Source organism: Chthonobacter albigriseus (genome assembly GCF_013839445.1).
Lineage (GTDB): Bacteria > Pseudomonadota > Alphaproteobacteria > Rhizobiales > Pleomorphomonadaceae > Chthonobacter > Chthonobacter albigriseus.
The window spans coordinates 338,400-356,557 of sequence record NZ_JACDIT010000001.1 but is presented as its reverse complement, the minus strand read 5'-3'; the positions used below and the strand labels follow the sequence as shown (position 1 = coordinate 356,557).

The window sequence follows — 18,158 nt, the reverse complement described above, 5'->3', positions numbered from 1 at the left end:
GGCGTCTCCCTCAGCCGCGCTTGGCCTGCGGCGCAGACGAACCGTCGCCGGCCGCTGGCGTCGGTGTCGCGCCCGCCGGGTCAGCCACAGGAGTCGTCGCTGCGGCCGCATCGGCGATCGTCGCGCCCTGGCGCAGGCGCTGGACGCCCTCCACGACAACGATGTCGCCCTTGGCGAGGTCACCCTCCACGAGCACCATCTCGGCATTCCGTTCGACGATGGCGACGCTTGTGCGAGCGACCTTGCCCTCGGCGACCTTCCAGACATAAGAGCCCTCGCGATCCCACTGGACGGAGAGGGCCGGAACGGAGACGCGCGGGTCGCCGTCGAAACGCAGTTCCACCAGGAAGGACATGCCCGGCCGCAGCAGGTCGGAGCTGTTGTCCAGGCGCGCCTGGACCACAAGCGTCCGGCTGTCGGCTTCAATCCGGCTGCCGATCGCCGAAACCATCCCTTCGAATGTTTCTCCCGGCCGGGACGGCGTCGTGGCAGTCACGGTCTGGTTCAAGGCCGCCTTGGCAGCGAAAGCCTCGGGAATTCGGAACTCCACCTTGAGCGTGGAGCGATCGTCGATCGTGGCGATCTCGGAGGTCGCGGAGACCATGTCGCCCACCTCCACGTCGGTCAGCCCGATGATGCCAGAGAACGGCGACTTCACTTCACGACGGTCGAGCGCCAGCCGCGCTTCGCGGACGGCCAGTTCGGCCGATGCGAGTTCCGAGCGGGCGGCGTCCCGCTCCACGGAACTGATCGAGGAATTCGCGGCCAGCCGGTCGTAGCGCTCCACCTTGGCGCGGGCGTCACCCAGCGTGACGTTCGCACGCTCCATCGCGATCGCCTCGGCATCGGCATCCAGCCGGACCAGCACCTGACCGGCTTCAACCCGCTCGCCCGATTGGAACAGCACCGCGTCGACCATGCCTGTCGAGCGTGGGAAGACGGTAACCGTCTTGTCCGCTTCCGCGGTGCCGATCGCCGACACACGGTCGTTGGTGATCGCCTCGCCAGCCGCAGCGGTCGTGACCGGTGCGGGTCCACCCGGACCGCGCCGCCCGCCACCTCCGGCTTGCTGACCCCCGCCCTGTCCGCCTGCCTGCTGACCGCCGCGCGGCCGTCCCTGGCCTTCACCGCCTTCGGCGGCTTCATTCGCCGGGGGCGAGGGCAGCGCCCAGGCCGGTACGCCAAGCCCGGCAAGACGCTCCCGGCCCGCCGGGTCGAACGTTGCCCAGGCGTAGGCGCCGGCCAGCGCAAGAACGAGGACCACCAGGATCTGCTTCCACACGGCCATCGGTAGGCGGCTCCGGGATTGACGAGGGCACAAGGAGATGAGACGCAGCCGTGGGGCCGCGTTGCATGTCGAGCAATATTGTAGCCTGCGCTTTCTGGAAAACCTCTGAAAGTGTCACGGAGTGTATCGGCAGGCAGCCAAATGGCCGCCCGAAGGATCACGTTGCCGTGAGACGGCGGACGCAAGCCTCGGGGGAACGCTGGAGGAGACCGGTTTGAGTGGTGAAGCCCTGATCGAAACAGCCGGCGACGCGCCCCGGCGGACACGGTTCTGGAGCCTTGTCGTCCTCGGGATCACCGTCTGCATGGCGGCGATCCTGCTGGCCATGGGGCGGGTTCCGATCTGCGAATGCGGAACGGTGAAGCTGTGGGTGGGCGAAGTGAATTCGCCCGACAACTCGCAACACCTTTTCGATTGGTACACGCCGTCTCACGTGATCCACGGGTTCGTGTTCTTCTTCGTGCTGTGGCTGGTGGCCCGGCGCTGGTCCTTCGGCGCCAGGCTCTCGGCCGCGACCCTGATCGAGGCGGCATGGGAGATCGCGGAGAACTCGCCCGTCATCATCGACCGCTACCGCACCGCGACCATCGCGCTCGACTACTACGGCGACAGCGTCTTGAACTCCGCCTTCGACGTGGTCTCGATGATCGCGGGCTTCGTGCTGGCAGCGCGGCTGCCTTGGCCGGTGACGCTGGTCCTGGCGCTCGCGGCCGAGGTCTTCGTGGGCTGGATGATCCGCGACAACCTGACCCTCAACGTGATCATGCTGCTCTGGCCGATCGAGGCGATCAGGTCCTGGCAGAGCGGGTCCTGAACGAGCGCGCCGCCGATCGCGAACCTTTGCCGCCGTCGCAGGTTCTTCCCGGGAACCAGGGGAACGACGACGAACGGAGGCGATCCATGTCGGAAGCGAAGACCACCACCGATCACGACACCATCCGCAAGTGGACCGAGGAGCGCGGCGGCCGGCCGTCCTCGGTGGCGGCCACCCATGACAAGGGCGAAACCGGCATCCTCAGGATCGATTTCCCGGGTCGCGGCGACGACAACGCGCTCGACGAGATCACATGGGACGAGTTCTTCGAGAAGTTCGACGAGAAGAACCTGGCCTTCCTCTACCAGGAGAAGACCAAGGACGGCTCCACCAGCCGCTTCTTCAAGTTCGTCGCCCGCGACGGCAAGGAATAGGCCGTCAGGGTTCGCTGCCCGGTGCCAGGCTGACTCTGAGCCCGTCAAGATCCGGCCGCATCAGGATCTGGCAGGAGAGGCGGGAGTTGAACGCGACGCCGCTGGCGGTGTCGAGTTGATCCTCCTCCTCCGCGCTGGCCGGAATCAGGCGGTCCAGCCACGCTTCGTCCACGTGGACGTGGCAGGTCCCGCAGGCGCAGGCCCCGCCACATTCAGCCTTGATGGGCAGGCCCCAGTCGCGGATGACCTCCATCACCCGCCAGCCCTCGAGGGCCTGAAGCTGGTGCTCGACGCCGTCGAAGTCGACGACCGTGATCGACAGCGTCACTTCGTCGGCTTCGGCGTCGTCGCTGAGGAGGGCGGGGTTCAGATCCATGCTCGGGTACGCTCCGCCAATCAGTCGGCCGCGCGGCGCAGCCACGGGCGGGTGCCGGCCGGGGGCTCGTCGCGCACAGCCGGTTGATAGTAGTGCCGCGGCGCCGGGTCCTTGCCCTGGATCAAGTAGCGGCGCGTCACCGCGTGAGTGACCTCGAAAGCCGTGAAGCCCAGGCGGCGCATGAAGGCGATCTGGTCGATCAGCACGTTCCCCACGGCCCGGAGCTCGCCGGCAAAACCAAGCCGGGCCAACTGCGCGGCATGGCTGAAGCCGCGGCCGTCGTTGTACTTGGGAAAATCAACGGCGATCACCGACAGCAGGTCCAGGTGAGGGGCCAGCTCCGCAACCCGATCCGCCGGCTCCACCAGCACCCCGACCGGCTTGTTGCCGATCGTGCCCGCAGCGGCTTCCGCAAGGAACCGCCGCGTGGAGAGCAGCACGCGCCCGTCGGCAGGGATCGCTTCGTCGTCAGCCAGCCGGTGCCAGCCATCGGCCTCGAAGTGGCCGTTGCGCCAGACATCCCGTTCGGCGACATCGGCCGTGATCGTATTCTGCACCGTCATGATCAGATCCCGCTGCCGTTGGCTTCCCGGCCGGCGAGGCCGAGGTGGATGCCGCATTCCGTCTTCGCCTGGCCGCGCCACCGGCCCGCCCGCTCGTCCTCGCCGTCGGCGACCCGATCCGTGCAGGGCATGCAACCGATCGACTTGTAGCCTTCGGCGACCAGCGGATGGGCCGGCAGGTCGTGGGCGAGCCGGTAGGCCTCCACGTCCCGCGAGGTCCAGCCGGCGAGCGGGTTGACCTTGATCTTCTCCCCGTCGGCTTCGAACAGGGCAAGGTTCGCTCGCGTCACGGCCTGATGGCGCTTGCGCCCGGTGATCCAGGCATCGAACTCGGAAAGCGCGAAGGACAACGGCTCGACCTTGCGCACGCCGCAGCAGGCATCCGTGTTGCGGAACCAGAGCGTGCCGTCCGGGTCCACCTCCTCCAGCCGCTTCGGCTGCGGCTTGACCGAGCGGACGTTGGTGAGCCCGAGCCGCTCCACCAGCGCATCGCGGTGACGCAGCGTTTCGCCGAACAGCTTGCCGGTGTCGATGAAGACCACCGGCAGGGTCTTGTCGATTTCGGAGACCATGTGCAGCAGCACCGCGCTGTCCGCGCCGAAGCTGGAAACGAGCGCAAGCCCGGTGCCGAAGTGCTCGAAGGCGAGCTTCAGTATGTCCCCTGCGGCAAGGCCCTCGGCCCGTTCGCTGAGCGCGCGCGCCTCCGACTTCAGCGCCTCCGTCGGAGCGATCGTGGAGATGTCGAGGGCATCAAGCGCCATAGAGAGCTTCCTTGAACGGAGTCTCGCCGACGCGGCGGTAGGCGCTGAGGAAGGTCTCGTCGGGCGACTGGCGCAGGCCGATGTAGGTGTCGACCACCGTCTCGATCGCATCCACGATCTCGTCGGAGGAGAAGCCGCGTCCGACGATCTCGCCGATCGAGGCGGTCTCGTCCGGGCTGCCGCCGAGGGTGATCTGGTAGACCTCCTCGCCCTTCTTGTCGACACCGAGGATGCCGATGTGACCCACGTGGTGATGTCCGCAGGCGTTGATGCAGCCGGAGATCTTGATCGACAGCGGCCCGATGTCGGCCTGCCGCTCATAGGCGCCGAAGCGCTCCGAGATCCGGCTGGCGACCGGGATCGACCGGGCGTTGGCGAGCGCGCAGTAGTCCAGGCCCGGGCAGGCGATGATATCGGTGATCAGGCCGGTGTTCGCCGTGGCGAGCCCGTTTTCGGCGAGCACGGTCCAGATCGCGTGCACGTCGTCGAGCGCCACGTGCGGCAGCACCAGGTTCTGCTCGTGGCTGACACGAACCTCATCGAACGCAAAGCGCTCGGTGAGGTCGGCAACCACGTCCATCTGGTCCGCCGAGGCGTCGCCCGGAATGCCGCCGATCGGCTTCAGCGAGATCGTGAGCGAGGTGTAGCCGGGCACCTTGTGCGGGTGCAGGTTGGTGCGCGCGAAGCGGTCGAACTCAATGTCGGCCTTGCGGGCGGCCTCGAAACTCGCGCTGACGGCGGGGCGCGGCGCGAAGGCCGGAGCCGCGAAATAGGCCTCGATGCGATCCACCTCCTCGGCCGGCAGCGTCAGCACGCCGTCCCGGATCGCGGCGAACTCCTCCTCCACGCGGGCGCGGATTTCGTCGAGACCGGCCTCGTGGACCAGGATCTTGATGCGGGCCTTGTACTTGTTGTCCCGCCGGCCAAACAGATTGTAGACGCGCAGGATCGCGTCGACATAGGCGAGCAGATCCTTCTCCGGCACGAAGGGGTTCACCTCGCGCGCCAGCATCGGCGTGCGGCCCTGGCCGCCGCCCACGAACACGCCGAAGCCGATCTCGCCCGCCTCGTTGCGGCGGACCTCCAGGCCGATGTCGTGCGTGCGGATGGCCGCCCGATCGTGCGCGGCGCCGGTGACCGCGATCTTGAACTTGCGCGGCAGGAACGAGAATTCCGGATGGAGGCTCGACCACTGCCGCAGGATCTCGGCATAGGGCCGCGGATCGGCGACCTCGTCCTTCGCCGCGCCGGCGAAGTGGTCGCAGGTCACGTTGCGGATGCAGTTGCCGGAGGTCTGGATGGCATGCATCTCCACCTCGGCCAATTCGGCGAGGATAGCGGGCACGTCCCGTAGAGCCGGCCAGTTGTACTGGATGTTCTGGCGGGTCGTGAAATGGCCGAAGCCCTTGTCGTAGACCCGCGCGATGCGCGCCAGCCGCCGCAGCTGCCGCGACGACAGGGTGCCGTAGGGGATCGCCACGCGCAGCATGTAGGCGTGGAGCTGCAGGTAGAGGCCGTTCATCAGCCGGTGCGGCCGGAACTCGTCCTCGGTCATCTCGCCAGCGACGCGCCGCGTGACCTGGTCCGAGAACTGGGCGACCCGCTCCTTGACGAAAGTGGCGTCGAACTCGTCGTATCGATACATCGTGGAACGCTCTCGGCTCAGGCGGCGGTTGTCTTCAGGTCGGCCCGGTGGTCGGACTTGACGGTCGGGCCGAAGGCCCGGATGCGTTCGCGCAGCCGCACGGGGACCACCTTGTCGGCCGCGACGGTCACGTCGATCACGGCCACGTCCACGACGATCGCGTTCGCGAAATCGGCGAGCGCGGCGGCCTCGGCCACGCCTGCCTCGTCCTTGCTCTGCAGCACGCCGGCGCCGTTGACGTCTCGCACCCAGGATCCGTCGGCGGCGCGGAACACGACCTCTCCGTCGATCAGTCGGTTGGCAGTCACGATCTGGGGCATGGCACGTGGGCTTTCCGGCAAAGGCACCTTGGATCCAAAGACATATGCGAAGGCGCGTGCAATTGCTGCGTCGCACGTTCCAATTCCGGACACGGGAGAGAAATGGATTTCCGCCAACGGTCGCTTCTAGAAAACGATGCTACAGACGAAGCCTTGAACAACTGTTTCCAAGCTTTTGGCGAGGTGCGCACCGGCTCTTGCGCAATGGATCGTCATGCCGGGAGGAGGCCGGCCGGCCCGATGCGAAAAACAGCTCCGATCCATCCAATTTGAAGCGATCCGTCAAGAAATTTGCATCGTGCTCGTCGTAGTCTTGAACTCAGGTGAGAAGGAGTGGACCATGTATCTCCACCGCCTGATCTACTACAGTGAGAACAAGATCCGCGAATTGGGTCTGCCGCTTGCCAAGGAACTGAAAGCGATCATCGCCGCGGGGCATCGCAACAACCCTGCCGCCGGCGTGACGGGCGCCCTGGTCTTCAACGACCAGTACTTTGTGGGCGTGATCGAGGGCGATCGGCGAAGGGTCTCGTCGGTCCTGGTGCGGATCGCCGGAGACCGGCGCAACGCCAACCTGACCATCCTCCAGGCCGGACCGATCGAGGAGCGTCGCTTCGACGATTGGTACTCCGTCTACGCCGGTCATTCGGAAGCGGTCGATCGCATCTACCTGCGCTTCGGGCTGACCCAGGGCCTGGATCCTGCCCGCATGTCCGGCCCGAGCATGCTCCTGCTGCTGGAGTCGCTCTCGAAGCTCGATGCGCGTTCCCTGGCGTCCCACGTCACCAGCGCCCCGGACCATGTGGAGGTCATCAAGGTCTCGCCGGTGATGTCGCACCTGACCCACGCCTGATGGCTTGCCGGCCTCAGAGCCGGTCGCGGAGCGCGAACCAGCTCATCGCCGCCACCAGCGTCGGCCAGCGCAGCCACGTTCCGCCTGGAAACGGCGGGCAGGGCAGGTCGGCGAAGGCGTCGAAGCGCTCGGTCTGGCCCCGGATGGCTTCTGCGAGGATGTGCCCGGCGAAGGGCGCGAGCATCACCCCCTGGCCCGAGTAGCCGGCCGCCACCCAGACGTTCGGTTTCGGCCGGCGCACGAAGGGCAGGCGATTGACCGTGATCCCCAGCGTGCCGCCCCAGGCGTGATCGATCGGCACGGACGCCAGATCGGGATAGACCCGCGCAAGATGTCGCCGCACGAAGCCCGCGATATCGGCCGGGAACCGCGGTGTGAAGGTCTCGCCGCCGCCGAACAGCATCCGCCGGTCGGCCGTCATCCGCCAGTAGTAGACCACGAACCGCGTGTCGCTCGCCGCCTCGTTGCCGGGGATTGGGACGTGATCCAGTGGGGCGGTGGTCAGGATGAAGTTGTTGAGCGGCATCACGCGCGCATCGGTGTCCGGATCGAGACCACCGAGATAGCCGTTGCCGGCGAGCACCACGGTGTCGGCGGTGACCTCGCCATCGGGCGTCGTGATCACCGCAGGCGATCCGTGGCGGATCGAAAGGGCCCGCGTGTCCTCATGGATTGTCGCGCCGGCCGCCACCGCCGCACGGGCGATGCCGAGCGCGAACTTCAGCGGATGCAGGTGCCCGCCCTTGGGATCGAGGGTACCGCCGAAATATGCGTCCGTCCCGAGCCTTGCGGCGGTTTCCGCCTTGTCGAGGAACGCGATCGGGCCGACACCCCAGGCCTTCGCCTGATGGTCGAGGGTGCGGCGCTCCTCCTCCACCCACGACTTCTTGTGGATGCCGTGGATCAGCCCCTCCGCGAGGTCGCAATCGATCCGCTCGTCCGCGATCAGGTCTCGCTGGAACCGCCAGGCCTCGTCGGCCAGAGCGAGCAGCCGCCGCGTCGCCGGCTCGCCCAACCTTGCGGCCATCCAGTCCGGATCGCGGCGCTGGCCTGGATGGATCTGCCCGCCGTTGCGCCCGGAAGCGCCCCAGCCGACCTTGTTCGCCTCCAGCACGACGACATCGTATCCCGCCTTGGCGAGGCTCCGAGCGGCTGAAAGTCCGGTATAGCCACCGCCGATGATGCACACGTCCGCCCGGCGTGCGCCCTTCAGGGCCGGATGCGACGGCAGAGCGCCCGCGGTTTCGGCGTAATAGGACGGCGGATGTGGCGCACGTCCCAGTTCGGGCATGAAGGCGGTCGGGTACATGACACTCCGGTCGGCACGGTCCCAGATCCACCGGCCGCCTTTCACGCGGCCGGTTCCTGCGTCTCACCCCATCAGCCCCTGACGCTTCAGCTCCGCGTGGGTGTCGTCGAGCGTCTTGGTGGCGATGCGGATCAGCTCGTCCGCCTCGTCGTGGCTGATGACCAGCGGCGGCGACAGGATCATCGAGTCGCGGACCGCGCGCATGACGAGGCCGTTGCGGAACGAGAAGTCGCGGCAGAGCAGGCCGACCTTGCCGTCACCCTCGAAGCGGCGCCGGGACGGCTTGGCCGGGACCAGCTCCAGCGCGCCCATCAGTCCGACCATGCGCGCCTCGCCCACCAGGGGATGATCGCCGAGTGCCAGCCACCGCTTCTGCAGATAGGGTCCGATGTCATTCGCGACGCGCTCTACCAGCTTCTCGTCGCGGATGATCTTGAGGTTGGCGATCGCGGCAGCACAGGCCACCGGGTGTGCCGAATAGGTGAAGCCATGGTTGAAGTCGCCGGTCTCCATCAGCACCGCAGCGACCTTGTCCGACACCATCACGCCGCCGATCGGCAGGTAGCCGGACGAAAGCCCCTTGGCGATCGGCATCAGGTCGGGCTCGACCCCGAAATACTCCGAGCCGAACCAGCGTCCCAACCGACCGAACCCGCAGATCACCTCGTCGGCAACCAGCAGGATCTCGCGCTCGTCGCAGATCCGCTTGATCTCCGGCCAGTAGGTGGCGGGCGGAATGATCACCCCGCCGGCGCCCTGGATCGGCTCGGCGATGAACGCTGCGACCTTGTCCTCGCCGATGGCGTCGATGGCGCGCTCCAGCTCCTGCGCGGCCCAGAGCCCAAAGTCCTCCGGGCTCATCTCGCCGCCGTCGTCGAACCAGTAGGGCTGGGCGATGTGGTGGATGCCGGGGATCGGCAGCCCGCCCTGCTTGTGCATCGGCGTCATCCCGCCAAGGCTGGCGCCGGCAACAGTCGACCCGTGGTAGGCGTTGCGGCGCGCGATCACCACCTGCTTGTCGGGCTTGCCGAGCGTCGCCCAGTAGGTCCGCACCATACGCAGCACGGTGTCGTTGGACTCCGACCCCGACCCGGTGAAGAACACGCGGTTGAAGTGCGGCGGCGCGACTTCGGCGAGGAGAGCCGCCAGATCGACCGCCGGCGGGTGGGTCGTCTTGAAGAAGGTGTTGTAGTAGCTGATCTCGCTCATCTGCTGCTGGACGGCCTCGGCGATCTCGCGCCGGCCGTGACCGATGTTGACGCACCAGAGCCCCGCCATGCCGTCGAGGATGCGGTTGCCCTCGCTGTCCGTCAGCCAGACCCCCTGGCCGCCGACAATCACCCGCGCGCCCTCCGCATTCAGCGACTTGGTGTCGGAGAACGGATGCAGGTGATGGGCCGCATCCAGGGCGCGGTAGTGGGCGGTGGGATACTTGTTGGACACGTTCATGTCTGGTGCTCCGGAGGTCCGGTGGTATTCGGTCAAGGGCGGGTGGACGGAGGCAGTGGGCATTCGGCACTAGGCGGCAGGATCGGGTGCGGCGAAGGCATGCTCTAGTCCGACTGCCTACTGCCTGTTCCCCCGTCACACGCTCAGCAGCAGGTGCTCGCGCTCCCAGCTGGAGATCACGCGCATGAAGGTCTCGTACTCCGTCTGCTTGATCGCCCGGTAGGTGGAGACGAAGGCCTTGCCGAAGATCTCGACCAGCTCCTCGGCCTCCTCGAAAAGGGCGAGGGCCTCCAGCAGGCCGCGCGGCAGGCCGAACGGCAGCCCGCGTGCCGACCCGTCGATCGGATCCTCCGGGGACAAGCCTTCCTGGATGCCGAGGTAGCCGGCGGCAAGCGAGGCGGCCATGGCGAGATAGGGATTGGCGTCCGACGACGGTACCCGGTTCTCCACCCGCCGCGCTTGCGGACCGGAGTTCGGCACGCGCAGCCCGACGGTGCGGTTGTCGTAGCCCCAATGCACGTTGATCGGCGCCGCCGTGTGGCGGGCGAGCCGGCGGTACGAATTCACGTAGGGCGCCAGCATGCACATCACCGCCGGCAGGTACTTCTGCTGCCCGGCGATGAACTGGAAGAACTCCGGCGTCGCCCGTCCTTCCGCATCGGAGAAGATGTTGCGCCCGGTTTCGAGGTCCACCACCGACTGGTGGATATGCATGGCCGATCCGGGCTCACGGCTCATCGGCTTGGCCATGAAGGTCGCGTACATGTTGTGCCGGAGCGCGGCTTCCCGGATCGTCCGCTTGAACAGGAAGACCTGGTCGGCCAGTTGCAGCGGATCGCCGTGCAGCAGGTTGATCTCCATCTGCGCGGCCCCCTCCTCGTGGATGAGGGTATCGATCTCCAGGCCCTGTGCTTCGGAGTAGTCGTAGATGTCGTCGAACAGGTCGTCGAACTCGTTCACCGCCTGGATCGAGTAGGACTGGTGTCCGGTCTCGGATCGCCCGGACCGGCCGACCGGCGGCTCCAGCGGGTAGTCCGGGTCGGTGTTCGGCTTGACGAGATAGAACTCGACCTCCGGCGCGACGACGGCCTTCCAGCCCTGCCGGTCGTAGAGGCCCATGATGCGCTTCAGAAGCTGCCGCGGCGCGATCTCGACCGGCCGACCGTCGCGCGTGAACGCGTCGTGGATGATTTGCGCCGTCGGGTCCGACGCCCACGGCACCGCCGCCAGCGTGGTGAAGTCCGGCCGCATGATGATGTCGCCGTCGTTCGGATCGTGGCGGAAGCCCTCGTCCTCCTCCGGATACTCGCCCGTGATCGTCTGCGTGAAGATCGACGACGGCAGCGACATGGTCGGCCCGGAAAAGAACTTGTCCGCCGGCATCAACTTGCCGCGGGCCACGCCCGCCTGGTCCGGCGTCACGCACTCGATGTCCTCGATGCCGCGCTCCGACAGCCAGAGCCGCGCCTCTTCGATCGATTGTACGCCCCTGACGCGCCGCGCGGGCGTCTCCTCGTCGGCCTTGCTTGCCATGATGTCCGTCGTTGTGTCGCTGCCTGTTTGACCGCCGCCGCGCGAAGCCCGCAGGGAGCGGGCCGGGCGACCTGTTCTCGGTCGAGGCGATGGATCATTTGTGATCACAAATTCCATCCTTGTCAAATGGTGGCGCTCAGGATCCCGCGGCGCGGGCCTTGCCAGGCCGGCTTGCCGGGGCGGGGGACTCGGCCCTCAAGGCCTCCCCGATCAGCGACATGCCTTCGGCGATATCGAGGCGAATGGCCTCGGACAGTCCGGCGGCATCCCCATTGGCTGCCGCCGTGATCGCGGCCTTGTGGTGATCCTGCAGTCCAGCCGTGCCCACTCGTCCGTAGACCATACGCATGAATGGCCCGAAACGCAGCCATACGCTCTCGATGAGGGGCAGGAATACGTCAGACTGCGAGTCGCGGTAGATCGCGAAATGAAAGGCGTGGTTGAACCGCATGTAACCTTCGACGTCGCCGCTGAGCAGGCTGGCGTCCACCGCATCGTCAAGTTCGCGAAGAATTTTGATGCTCGTGCGGGTCATGTTGGGAAGGGCGAGGGCCGCCGCTTTCGGCTCGAGCAGCGCACGCGCCTCCATGAGCTCCTGGAAGCGCTGAGGGGTCAGACGCGGCACCGCGATCCGCCCAGCAGCCGAGATTTCCAGTGCTTTTTCCGCAGCCAGGCCGCGGATCGCCTCCCGAACCGGCATCGGACTTGTGCCGAGTTGGTCGGCGAGCCCGCGCAGCGTCACCGGCCGTCCCGGCTGTATCCGGCCGACGATCAACGCTTCCCGCAGGGCCTCTGCAACCCGCTCGCGCACGCCGGTCCGCCTGCCGGCGACTTCCGTGAGAGGTGCTGCCCCGACCGGTCTGCGATCCTGCGTGGCGCCATCTGAAATGCCAGCCATGCGTCCCCCGATCCCAAACCCGACTTGACCTCTGGGGGAAGTTTGTGATCACAATGACACATCCGCGCAACAGAAAAGTGAGAGCGCCGCCTGAAGCGCCACACAAGAGGGTCTGTTGTGCGCCTTCCCGAAGGCCGGGAAGGGAGGCATGGTTCACCGACGTCGCCGGTGTGACGCCGCCAGGGGAGGGCCTGATCTCCTGGTGGTCGCTCGGGCAAGCACCCGTCACCGCGGCACGGCAGCCATCTTGTTTGAGGGTATCTTGGGGCGTGCGATCACCGACAATCCCGCCATCGACGAGGTCACGCGCTTTCTGAGGGCGCATCCGGATGTCGAGGGTATCGAGTATCTCATCACGGATACGAACGGCGTGCTTCGGGGCAAGTGGGCCCCGCCGCAATCCCTGGCGAAGTCGGCATCGGCCGGCGTGAACTTTCCGCTCGGGCTTTTCGGGCTGGATGTCTGGGGCCGGGAGGTGCTGGAAACCGGACTGCATGTCGAAACCGGCGACCGCGACGGCATCTGCCGGCTGGTGCCCGGTTCGATCCGCCCGGTGCCCTGGGCCGGGCGGCCCACGGCGCAGGCGATCCTCACCATGTGGACCGAGGCGGGCATCCCCTTCCTGGGCGACCCGCGCCAGCAGCTCGCCGGCGCCGTGGACCGCCTCGCCAAGCTAGATTGTCACCCGGTCGCGGCCTTCGAACTGGAATTCTACCTGGTCGATCCCGCGCTTGCCGAAGTCTCGCAGACGCCGCGAACCGTGCTCTCGGCCGATCACGGTCCGGAACGCCAGAACATCTACGCCCTGTCCGATCTCTCGGCTTTCTCCGAGCTTTTCCACGAGATCCGCGCCGCCGGCATGGAACAGGGCCTGCCGATCGACACGATCGTGTCGGAAGCGGCCCCAGGCCAGTTCGAGGTCAACCTGAAGCACCGCTCCGACGCGCTTGCGGTGGCCGACGACGCGGTGATGCTGAAGCGGCTGATCCATGAGATCGCGCGCAAGCACGGCCTGCGGGCCACTTTCATGGCCAAGCCCTTCATCGACCGTGCCGGCAACGGCATGCACGCCCACGTCAGTCTGCTCGACGCCGCCGGCATCAACATTTTCGCCAACCCCGGAACCGGGGAGGCGAGGCTGGAGAGCGCCGTCGCCGGGCTGATCCGAGGCATGGCGCCGACCACCATCATGTTCGCCCACACCTGGAACGGATTCCGCCGCTTGCAGCCGGGTTCCTACGCACCGACCCGCGCAACCTGGGGCCACAACAACCGGTCGGTTGCCGTCCGTGTGCCGGTCTCCGAGCCGTCCGCCCGACGCGTCGAGCATCGTGTCGCGGGCGCCGACTCCAACCCCTATCTCGTGCTGGCCGCGATCCTGCACGGGCTCGCGGATGGTCTGGAGAGCGAAGCCAAGGCCCCACCGCCGAGTGAGCGGAACGGCTACGAGTCGAGTGCGCCGGCTCTGCCGTCGTCCATGGCGGAGGCAATTGCCCAGTTCGAGCGCTCCGAATTTGTGCGAAGGGCGTTCGGCGCGGAGTACCGGAGCTTGTATGCAGCGCTCAAGCGCGCAGAGATGGCGAGCTTCCTTGATGAAATCTCACCGCTGGAGCGGTCGACCTATCTCTGACCTTGCCACGGCGACACGGATCTTGCATGGCGATTTGCGTGATGAATTGTATGGCCGAGAAGGTCCCCGGGAACATCGGCCACTCCCGGGGGCTGTGGGGGCAGGGGGCTGGGCTTGAAGTCGGGTGAACGCGGATCTGGCGGGGTCCGCAGCGTAGTGAGCCGGTCGAAGGCCGGCGACATGGAAAGGAAGAGAAGGATGTCTGTTTTGAAGAAGAGGTCGCGTCTGGTTGCCGCCGCTGTTCTGGTGTCGAGCGCGCTCGGCGCCCCTGTCCAAGCGCAGGAGCGCGTGGTCAATGTCTACAACTGGTCGGACTACATCGACGAATCCGTGCTGGCCGACTTCACCAAGGAGACCGGCATCAAGGTCGTCTACGACGTCTTCGATTCCAACGAGATGGTCGAGACCAAGCTGCTGGCGGGCGGCTCCGGCTATGACGTCGTTGTTCCGACCGGCCCCTTCCTGGCGCGTCAGATCCAGGCGGGCGTTTTCCAGAAGCTCGACAAATCCAAGCTGCCGAACCTCGCCAACATGTGGCCCGACATCATGCAGCGGCTCGCCAAGTACGATCCGGGCAACGAGTACGCCATCAACTACATGTGGGGCACTACGGGCATCGGCGTGAACATCGACAAGGTCAAGGCCATCGATCCGAACGCGCCGGTCGACAGCGTGAAGATCCTGTTCGATCCCGAATGGTCCTCCAAGTTCAAGGAGTGCGGAATCCAGGTCCTGGATGCGCCGGACGAGTTGATCCCCGCGGCCCTCAACTATCTCGGCAAGAACCCGGACTCCAAGGAGACCGCCGACATCGAGGCGGCCGGCGAACTCTTGAAGACGATCGCGCCGAACATCCAGAAGTTCCACTCGTCCGAGTACATCAACGCGCTTGCCAACGGCGACATCTGCATCGCCTTCGGCTGGTCCGGCGACGTGCTCCAGGCCAAGACCCGCGCCGAGGAGGCCGGCAACGGCGTCAAGATCGAGTACCGCATTCCGGTGGAAGGCGCGTACATGTGGTTCGACAACATGGCGATCCCCGCCGACGCCAAGAACGTCGCCGAGGCGCACGAGTTCATCAACTACATCATGCGCCCGGACGTCATCGCCAAGGCTTCCAACTATGTCGCCTACGCGAACGGCAATCTGGCTTCCCAGAAGCTGATGGATCCGGCGATCCTGAACGACCCCGCGATCTATCCGCCTGCGGATGTCACGGCCAAGCTGTTTTCCATCACGCCCCCCGACGCCAGGTCCCAGCGAATTCTGACGCGGGTCTGGACGGCGGTGAAGACCGGGTCCTGATGCACAGCGAAAAAGAGCGCCCGGCTTTGCCGGGCGTTTTTCTGGTGTAACGTAGATGGAATGGCTGGCGACGGGGGTTGGGGATGGCGAAGACACTCGGTCCGGTGAAGCGCAAGTTTTCCCCGTGGGATGATCCCGGAGCCAAGCCCTACATCCGCTTCGAGAATGTGACCAAGCGCTTCGGCGACTTCACCGCCGTCGATGACCTCTCGCTCGACATCTACGAGCGCGAGTTCTTCTCGCTGCTCGGGCCGTCCGGCTGCGGCAAGACCACGCTCATGCGCATGCTGGCCGGTTTCGAGGAACCGACCTCCGGCCGTATCCTCCTGGACGGCAAGGATCTGGCGGGCGTGCCGCCCTACCGCCGTCCGGTCAACATGATGTTCCAGTCCTACGCCCTCTTCCCGCACATGACGGTGGAGGGCAACATCGCCTTCGGCCTGAAGCAGGACGGCCTGCCCAAGCCCGACATAGACGCCCGGGTCAAGGAGATGCTGAAGCTGGTCAAGCTTGAGCGCTTCGCTCAGCGCAAGCCGCACCAGCTGTCCGGCGGCCAGCGCCAGCGCGTCGCGCTCGCCCGTTCGCTCGCCAAGCGCCCGAAGGTCCTCCTTCTCGACGAACCGCTCGGCGCCCTCGACAAGAAGCTGCGCGAGGAGACCCAGTTCGAGCTGATGGATATCCAATACGAGCTCGGCCTGACCTTCCTGATCGTCACCCACGACCAGGAGGAGGCGATGACCATGTCCGACCGCATCGCCGTGATGGATCTCGGCAAGCTGGTCCAGGTCGCCCCGCCCGCCGAAATCTACGAACTGCCCAACTCCCGTTATGTCGCGGACTTCATCGGCGACATCAACCTCATCGAAGGCAAGATCGCCTCGGCGGAAGGCAACCGCCTGCGCCTGGCCTGCGACGGCATCGGAACGTCGATCGAGGCCGAGGCGAGCGGCTCCGGCGCTGCCGGAGAGACCGCCTGGTTCGCGGTCCGTCCGGAAAAGGTTCGCATCTCCCATGATCCCCCGCCGGAGGGCACCGTCAACGTCCTGTCCGGCGAGGTCTGGGACATCGGCTATCTCGGCGACGTCTCGGTCTACCGCGTCAAGCTCCCGAACGGCGCGATCGTGAAGTCCACGCTTGCCAACGTCACCCGCCTCGTCGAGCGGCCGATCGGCTGGGACGACAAGGTCTATCTGACGTGGCCGCGCGACGCCGGCATCGTCCTGACCCGGTGAGGAGATTCCCGATGGCCGAGGTTTCCACTCCGTTCGCAGGATCGACCCGCGAGGCGTCCCATGGCTGAAGCAGCACCCGCCAAGGGCGGACCGGGCTGGACACGCTGGCTCGTCGTCGCCGTGCCCTATCTCTGGTCCCTCGTTTTCTTCCTCGCCCCGTTCTTCATCATCCTGAAGATCTCGCTGTCGCAGACCGCGATCGCGATGCCGCCCTATCTTCCGGTGTTCGACGGGCTTTCGACCTTCTGGGAAAGCGTCGGCGAACTGAACTTCGACAACTACGTCTTCCTGGCCGAGGACTCGCTCTACATCAGGGCCTACCTCAGCAGCCTGAAGATCGCAGCGGTCTCCACGCTGCTCCTGCTGCTGATCGGCTATCCCATGGCCTATTCCATGGCCCGGGCCCCGAAGTCTGTCCGCCCGATGCTCGTGATGCTGGTCATCCTGCCGTTCTGGACGTCGTTCCTGATCCGCGTCTACGCCTGGATCGGCATCCTGAAGCCGGAGGGGCTGATCACCGTCTTCCTCCAGTGGCTCGGCATCTACGGGCCGGAGGACCAACTGCGCGTCTTCAACACCGAGACGGCGGTCTACATCGGCATCGTCTACTCCTACCTGCCGTTCATGGTCCTGCCGCTCTATTCGGCGCTGGAGAAGCTCGACATGACGCTTCTGGAGGCGGCGTCGGATCTGGGCTGTCCGCCGGTGAAATCCTTCTGGGTAATCACCTTCCCGCTGTCCCTGCCGGGCGTCATCGCGGGATCCTTCCTCTGCTTCATCCCGATCGTCGGTGAGTTCGTCATTCCGGATCTGCTCGGCGGCAGTTCGACGCTCATGATCGGGAAGACCCTCTGGTCGGAGTTCTTCAGCAATCGCGACTGGCCGCTTTCGTCCGCCGTGGCCGTGATCCTGCTTGCGCTCCTGGTGGTGCCGATCGTGATCTTCCAGAACTACCAGAAGCGCATCTGAGGGAGGCGGCCATGAACAAGAACCTCGGCTGGTTCAATCTCACGTCCCTCGTCCTCGGCTTTGCTTTCCTTTACCTGCCGATCCTGCTTCTCGTGGTCTTCTCGTTCAACGAGTCAAAGCTGGTCACGGTATGGGCGGGGTTCTCAACCAAGTGGTATGTGTCCATGTGGGCCAACGAAGGCCTGATGGACGCGGCCTGGGTCACCGTCCGCGTCGGGTTGCTGTCCGCCACCATCGCCACCGCGCTTGGCACCTTGGCAGCCCTCACGCTGGACCGCTTCCATCGCTTCCCCGGGCGAACGCTGTTCTCCGGCATGGTCTACGCCCCGCTGGTGATGCCGGAGGTGATCACCGGCCTGTCGCTCCTGCTCCTCTTCGTCGCGATCAACTTCGACCGTGGCTTCTGGACGGTGACGCTCGCCCACACCACGCTCACCATGTGCTTCGTCGCCGTGGTGGTGCAGTCGCGCCTCGTCACCTTCGACAAGAGCCTGGAGGAGGCCGCACAGGACCTTGGCTGCCCGCCGGTCAAGACCTTCTTCGCCATCACGCTCCCGCTGATCCTTCCAGCCGTCGTCGCCGGTTGGATGCTGGCCTTCACATTGTCGCTCGACGACCTCGTGATCGCCAGCTTCAACACGGGGCCGGGCGCGACGACGCTCCCCATCAAGATCTACAGCCAGGTGCGCCTCGGCGTGACACCGGAGATCAACGCGATCTGCTCGATCATGATCGGCATCGTTGCGATCGGGGTCATCGTGGCGTCTATCGCCACCCGGCGAAGCGAACTCGAGCGAGACAAGGCCGAGCGCGCCGCCTTCCGCGTCGACGGCTGACCG

General features: G+C 66.2%; 18 protein-coding genes. 8 read left to right on the top strand and 10 right to left on the bottom strand.

Going from position 1 to position 18,158, the window contains the following annotated elements:
* Positions 1-10: 10 nt before the first annotated feature.
* A complete protein-coding gene (locus tag HZ321_RS01650) occupies positions 11-1,288 on the bottom strand; it encodes an efflux RND transporter periplasmic adaptor subunit (RefSeq protein ID WP_181699565.1) in 1,278 nt (425 codons plus the stop codon).
* A 214-nt stretch (positions 1,289-1,502) separates the two neighbouring features.
* Here HZ321_RS01650 and HZ321_RS01645 point away from each other — a divergent pair, with 214 nt between their 5' ends.
* Positions 1,503-2,102, top strand: coding sequence for a DUF2585 domain-containing protein (locus HZ321_RS01645; protein ID WP_244635521.1), 600 nt, complete (start codon positions 1,503-1,505; stop codon positions 2,100-2,102).
* Between the two features lie 86 nt (positions 2,103-2,188).
* A complete protein-coding gene (locus HZ321_RS01640; protein ID WP_181699563.1) occupies positions 2,189-2,476 on the top strand; it encodes a hypothetical protein in 288 nt (95 codons plus the stop codon).
* A gap of 4 nt (positions 2,477-2,480) precedes the next feature.
* Here the strand turns inward: HZ321_RS01640 and HZ321_RS01635 are convergent, their stop codons facing one another.
* Genes HZ321_RS01635 through HZ321_RS01615 form a run of 5 tightly spaced genes read right to left on the bottom strand, consistent with a single transcriptional unit; the run spans position 2,481 to position 6,141 of the window.
* Complete coding sequence (locus tag HZ321_RS01635; protein ID WP_425305360.1) at positions 2,481-2,852, bottom strand: 2Fe-2S iron-sulfur cluster-binding protein; 372 nt, start codon at positions 2,850-2,852, stop codon at positions 2,481-2,483.
* Between the two features lie 20 nt (positions 2,853-2,872).
* Positions 2,873-3,415, bottom strand: coding sequence for a DUF934 domain-containing protein (locus HZ321_RS01630; RefSeq protein WP_181699561.1), 543 nt, complete (start codon positions 3,413-3,415; stop codon positions 2,873-2,875).
* 2 nt (positions 3,416-3,417) lie between these two features.
* Positions 3,418-4,176, bottom strand: coding sequence for a phosphoadenylyl-sulfate reductase (locus tag HZ321_RS01625; RefSeq protein ID WP_181699559.1), 759 nt, complete (start codon positions 4,174-4,176; stop codon positions 3,418-3,420).
* Positions 4,166-5,821: a nitrite/sulfite reductase gene (locus HZ321_RS01620; protein ID WP_181699557.1), complete on the bottom strand. Its 1,656-nt coding sequence runs from the start codon at positions 5,819-5,821 to the stop codon at positions 4,166-4,168. The genes HZ321_RS01625 and HZ321_RS01620 overlap by 11 nt, the downstream gene beginning before the upstream one ends.
* A 17-nt stretch (positions 5,822-5,838) precedes the next feature.
* Positions 5,839-6,141: a DUF2849 domain-containing protein gene (locus HZ321_RS01615; RefSeq protein WP_181699556.1), complete on the bottom strand. Its 303-nt coding sequence runs from the start codon at positions 6,139-6,141 to the stop codon at positions 5,839-5,841.
* A 340-nt stretch (positions 6,142-6,481) separates the two neighbouring features.
* On the opposite strand from HZ321_RS01615, the gene HZ321_RS01610 reads away from it, so the two are divergent.
* The gene (locus HZ321_RS01610) at positions 6,482-6,994 is read left to right on the top strand and encodes a BLUF domain-containing protein (RefSeq protein ID WP_181699554.1); all 513 of its coding nucleotides are present in this window, start codon (positions 6,482-6,484) and stop codon (positions 6,992-6,994) included.
* A gap of 13 nt (positions 6,995-7,007) precedes the next feature.
* Here the strand turns inward: HZ321_RS01610 and HZ321_RS01605 are convergent, their stop codons facing one another.
* The 4 genes from HZ321_RS01605 to HZ321_RS01590 form a co-directional block, all read right to left on the bottom strand.
* Complete coding sequence (locus HZ321_RS01605; RefSeq protein ID WP_244635519.1) at positions 7,008-8,303, bottom strand: NAD(P)/FAD-dependent oxidoreductase; 1,296 nt, start codon at positions 8,301-8,303, stop codon at positions 7,008-7,010.
* Positions 8,304-8,366: 63 nt separating this feature from the next.
* Entirely contained in the window at positions 8,367-9,752 is a 1,386-nt protein-coding gene (locus HZ321_RS01600; RefSeq protein WP_181699552.1) for an aspartate aminotransferase family protein, read from the bottom strand.
* A 135-nt stretch (positions 9,753-9,887) separates the two neighbouring features.
* Entirely contained in the window at positions 9,888-11,285 is a 1,398-nt protein-coding gene (locus HZ321_RS01595) for a glutamine synthetase family protein (protein WP_181699550.1), read from the bottom strand.
* 136 nt (positions 11,286-11,421) lie between these two features.
* Complete coding sequence (locus tag HZ321_RS01590) at positions 11,422-12,183, bottom strand: GntR family transcriptional regulator (RefSeq protein ID WP_181699548.1); 762 nt, start codon at positions 12,181-12,183, stop codon at positions 11,422-11,424.
* A gap of 262 nt (positions 12,184-12,445) precedes the next feature.
* Between HZ321_RS01590 and HZ321_RS01585 the strand changes: the two genes are divergently transcribed.
* The 5 genes from HZ321_RS01585 (at position 12,446) to HZ321_RS01565 (ending at position 18,155) form a co-directional block, all read left to right on the top strand.
* The gene (locus tag HZ321_RS01585; protein ID WP_244635517.1) at positions 12,446-13,813 is read left to right on the top strand and encodes a glutamine synthetase family protein; all 1,368 of its coding nucleotides are present in this window, start codon (positions 12,446-12,448) and stop codon (positions 13,811-13,813) included.
* A gap of 207 nt (positions 13,814-14,020) precedes the next feature.
* Positions 14,021-15,118 carry a polyamine ABC transporter substrate-binding protein gene (locus HZ321_RS01580; protein WP_425305379.1) on the top strand — a complete coding sequence of 366 codons (1,098 nt, stop codon included), beginning with the start codon at positions 14,021-14,023 and terminating at the stop codon, positions 15,116-15,118.
* Between the two features lie 83 nt (positions 15,119-15,201).
* Positions 15,202-16,350, top strand: coding sequence for an ABC transporter ATP-binding protein (locus HZ321_RS01575; RefSeq protein ID WP_181699542.1), 1,149 nt, complete (start codon positions 15,202-15,204; stop codon positions 16,348-16,350).
* 60 nt (positions 16,351-16,410) lie between these two features.
* On the top strand, positions 16,411-17,319 hold the full coding sequence (locus tag HZ321_RS01570) for an ABC transporter permease subunit (protein ID WP_181699540.1): 909 nt from the start codon (positions 16,411-16,413) through the stop codon (positions 17,317-17,319).
* A gap of 11 nt (positions 17,320-17,330) precedes the next feature.
* A complete protein-coding gene (locus HZ321_RS01565) occupies positions 17,331-18,155 on the top strand; it encodes an ABC transporter permease (RefSeq protein WP_181699537.1) in 825 nt (274 codons plus the stop codon).
* The last annotated feature ends 3 nt before the right edge of the window (positions 18,156-18,158 follow it).

Coding starts and splice junctions, on each gene's coding strand:
- HZ321_RS01650 (WP_181699565.1), bottom strand. CDS start 1,288: ATGGCCGTGTGGAAGCAGATCCTGGTGGTCCTCGTTCTTGCGCTGGCC.
- HZ321_RS01640 (WP_181699563.1), top strand. CDS start 2,189: ATGTCGGAAGCGAAGACCACCACCGATCACGACACCATCCGCAAGTGG.
- HZ321_RS01635 (WP_425305360.1), bottom strand. CDS start 2,852: ATGGATCTGAACCCCGCCCTCCTCAGCGACGACGCCGAAGCCGACGAA.
- HZ321_RS01630 (WP_181699561.1), bottom strand. CDS start 3,415: ATGACGGTGCAGAATACGATCACGGCCGATGTCGCCGAACGGGATGTC.
- HZ321_RS01625 (WP_181699559.1), bottom strand. CDS start 4,176: ATGGCGCTTGATGCCCTCGACATCTCCACGATCGCTCCGACGGAGGCG.
- HZ321_RS01620 (WP_181699557.1), bottom strand. CDS start 5,821: ATGTATCGATACGACGAGTTCGACGCCACTTTCGTCAAGGAGCGGGTC.
- HZ321_RS01615 (WP_181699556.1), bottom strand. CDS start 6,141: ATGCCCCAGATCGTGACTGCCAACCGACTGATCGACGGAGAGGTCGTG.
- HZ321_RS01610 (WP_181699554.1), top strand. CDS start 6,482: ATGTATCTCCACCGCCTGATCTACTACAGTGAGAACAAGATCCGCGAA.
- HZ321_RS01605 (WP_244635519.1), bottom strand. CDS start 8,303: ATGTACCCGACCGCCTTCATGCCCGAACTGGGACGTGCGCCACATCCG.
- HZ321_RS01600 (WP_181699552.1), bottom strand. CDS start 9,752: ATGAACGTGTCCAACAAGTATCCCACCGCCCACTACCGCGCCCTGGAT.
- HZ321_RS01595 (WP_181699550.1), bottom strand. CDS start 11,285: ATGGCAAGCAAGGCCGACGAGGAGACGCCCGCGCGGCGCGTCAGGGGC.
- HZ321_RS01590 (WP_181699548.1), bottom strand. CDS start 12,183: ATGGCTGGCATTTCAGATGGCGCCACGCAGGATCGCAGACCGGTCGGG.
- HZ321_RS01575 (WP_181699542.1), top strand. CDS start 15,202: ATGGCGAAGACACTCGGTCCGGTGAAGCGCAAGTTTTCCCCGTGGGAT.
- HZ321_RS01570 (WP_181699540.1), top strand. CDS start 16,411: ATGGCTGAAGCAGCACCCGCCAAGGGCGGACCGGGCTGGACACGCTGG.
- HZ321_RS01565 (WP_181699537.1), top strand. CDS start 17,331: ATGAACAAGAACCTCGGCTGGTTCAATCTCACGTCCCTCGTCCTCGGC.